3 protein-coding genes are annotated in these 3,085 nt (G+C 26.7%); all 3 read left to right on the top strand.

What is annotated here, in order from left to right:
• A partial coding sequence (locus A500_RS09245; protein WP_016207315.1) for a L,D-transpeptidase family protein occupies positions 1-1,027 on the top strand: 1,027 nt, incomplete at its 5' end.
• Between the two features lie 330 nt (positions 1,028-1,357).
• Positions 1,358-1,729 (top strand): hypothetical protein, encoded by a 372-nt coding sequence (locus A500_RS09240; RefSeq protein WP_016207314.1) that lies wholly within the window; start codon positions 1,358-1,360, stop codon positions 1,727-1,729.
• A 463-nt stretch (positions 1,730-2,192) separates the two neighbouring features.
• Entirely contained in the window at positions 2,193-3,026 is an 834-nt protein-coding gene (locus A500_RS09235) for a deoxyribonuclease IV (protein ID WP_016207313.1), read from the top strand.
• Positions 3,027-3,085: the final 59 nt, after the last annotated feature.

Raw genomic sequence — 3,085 nt, 5'->3', positions numbered from 1 at the left:
AATGAATTTAGTGAGTTATGATAATAATAAATTATTAAAAAAGATACAAGAGCTAGATTGCTTAAATAAAAATATAGTAGATCCAAGAAACGTAGACTTTAAATACTCAAATGGTTCTTATTATTTAATAGAAGAAGTTTATGGAAACAAAATAGATAATAATAAGTTATATGAAACTATAAAAGTCAGTATATTAAATGGAGAAACCTCAGTAAATTTAAATGATAAGTCTTGTTATGAAAATCCTAAATATACTTTAAAATCAGATAAGACAATAGAAACAAAGGCTATATTAGATAAGTATGTTTCCACTAAAATAACATATTTATTTGAAAGGGAAAATGAAGTCTTAGGTGGTAATAGAATAAAGGAATGGCTTAGCGTTGATGATGACTTAGATGTTAAAATTGATGAGAATGCAGTAAAAGATTATGTATTAGAGTTAAGCTCTAAATATAACACGGTAGGAATGACAAGAAACTTTAAAACCTCTACAGGAAAAGCAGTAGAAGTTAAAGGTGGATATTATGGGTGGAAAATTAATTCTATTGGAGAAACAAAACTGTTAATTGAAAATATAAAGCTTGGAGCGGTATTAGAAAAAGAGCCAGTATATACACAGAAAGCTTTATATAGAGATAAGGATGATATAGGAAATACTTATGTAGAAGTAAATATAACAAATCAACATTTGTGGTTTTATAAAAATGGAAAATTAATTACCCAAGGAGATATAGTTACAGGAGATTCTAGCAAAGGCTATTCTACTAAGCTTGGAACATATGCACTTAATTATAAGCAAAAAGAGGCAACTTTAAGAGGTCCAAATTATGAAGCAAAAGTAACTTATTGGATGCCTTTTAATGGGAATATAGGAATTCATGATGCAAGCTGGAGATATTCTTTTGGAGGAGAAATATATAAGGGAAATGGAACACATGGATGTGTTAATTCTCCATCATATTTAGCAAAAACTATTTTTGAAAATATTGAAGAGGGTACGCCTATTATTTGCTATGAGGAGTAAAAACTTTAAATTGCGAAGCAAAATTTCTAGTGCACAGTTTACAGTTGTTTTCATTTTATAGGTAACATGGAACAGGTATCAGGTAATAAGTGTAAACTATAATCAAAAATCAAGAGTATCTACCTCAGGGCAAGATTCTGTATATAGGCTTTTATAGTAGTTTAATTATAACTGCTGTCACTTCACTAAGTATTAAATACTTACTACTTAATTGATCTAGGGTAGATTTTATTTAAAAATAAATTAGTATTATATATCTGATAGATATTGCATAAGTATGTATAATTTTTTGTAAAAAAGTGCTATAATAGTAAAAAGGGGGTATTTAATATGAAAGATGATAGAATTAGCTTAGTCATAAAATCTTTGCTTTGGGGTATAGTTTGGCTTGGATTAGCAGCGTTAATAGGCTTTATAATAACTAAAGTAACATCTTATAAAAACTTTGAAAATGTTTTATTTATAGAAGGAGTTATATTAGTTTTTGTAGGGATTTTTGCATCTATATCAGGAGATCCAATGGCACTTTCTATGCAAGGAGCTGGACAAAACGGTGGTCAATATGCAACTAATGCAAATTTAGAAATTACTAAAATGGAAAGAGAAAAATCTAATAGAAAATTAAATATATCACTTGCGATAAGTACATTTTCTTTAATATTAGGTGGACTATTTAGTGCTGGTATAACTTTTATAATATAAATAAAGTGACTGGTGGAGGTTATTATTTATCTTGCAGAGAAGTTAAAAAATAACATGGCATATTCTTTAGTGAATATATAATAAATATTATAATAACTAAGTAGAAAAGTGGATAATTTGATATGCTCCCATTATAGTAGATAGTTAAAATAATGAAACTGCTCTATAATTGGAGCATATTAATCTATTATCCACTTTATTTATGGTTACTTACCAATAATTTTATAAAGTATAGAAATTAATTAAGTAGTTATATGTAAATATAATTATCAATTAATATATATTATTAATTAATTCTTGTATTTAATATAGATTTTATAGTATTATTTTATATAACTAACAGAAGCTAATAGTTAATAGTATTAGGTTATAATTTATAAATAAGAATAAGATATTTAATACTTTTTATAAAAAGAGTATTAAATTTAATAAATTGAAATAAAACTATACTTTGGAGGTAATTATGTTAAATATAGGATGTCATTTATCAACTACAAAAGGTTTTGAAAATATGGGGAAAGAAGCACTACAAATTGGAGCAAATACTTTTCAATTTTTTACTCGAAATCCAAGAGGTGGTAAAGCAAAAGAAATAGATATGGATGATATGGAAGCTCTTTTAAAAATTGCACGTGAAAATAATTTTGCAACTATTTTGGCACATGCCCCATATACATTAAATGCATGCTCAGCAGATGAAAGAACAAGAGAGTTTGCAAGGGAAATGATGGTTGATGATCTAAATAGAATGGAACTTATGCCAAATAATTTATATAACTTTCATCCAGGAAGTCATGTAAAACAAGGGGTGGAGATAGGAATTAATTATATAGTAGGTTTACTTAATACAGTATTAAGTAAAGATCAAACTACAACAGTTTTGCTAGAAACTATGGCTGGAAAAGGCTCAGAAGTTGGAAGAACATTTGAAGAAATAGCAGAAATAATATCAAGAGTTGAATTAAAAGAAAAAATGGGTGTTTGCCTAGATACTTGTCATATTTATGATGCAGGGTATGATATAGTAAATGAATTAGATAAGGTTTTAGAAGAGTTTGATACAGTAATTGGATTAGATAGATTAAAAGCAATTCATTTAAATGATAGCAAAAATCCATTTAAAAGCCATAAAGATAGACATGAAAAAATTGGAGAAGGATTTTTAGGTTTAGAAGCTATAACAAGAATAATAAATCATCCTAAGCTAAAACATTTACCATTTTTTTTAGAAACTCCAAATGAATTAGATGGTTATGCAAAAGAAATAGAACTATTAAGAAGTAAATATGTAGAATAAGAAAAAATCTTGCTATCTATTAATTTCTTGTGTAATATTTAGTTATAAATACGGAATTT

Source organism: Clostridium sartagoforme AAU1 (genome assembly GCF_000401215.1).
In the GTDB taxonomy this organism is placed as follows: Bacteria; Bacillota; Clostridia; order Clostridiales; family Clostridiaceae; genus Clostridium; species Clostridium sartagoforme.
This window is presented reverse-complemented; position numbering and strand designations above follow the sequence as displayed.

Excerpts from the sequence above, each read along its gene's own strand:
- A500_RS09240 (WP_016207314.1), top strand. The coding sequence starts at position 1,358 with ATGAAAGATGATAGAATTAGCTTAGTCATAAAATCTTTGCTTTGGGGT.
- A500_RS09235 (WP_016207313.1), top strand. The coding sequence starts at position 2,193 with ATGTTAAATATAGGATGTCATTTATCAACTACAAAAGGTTTTGAAAAT.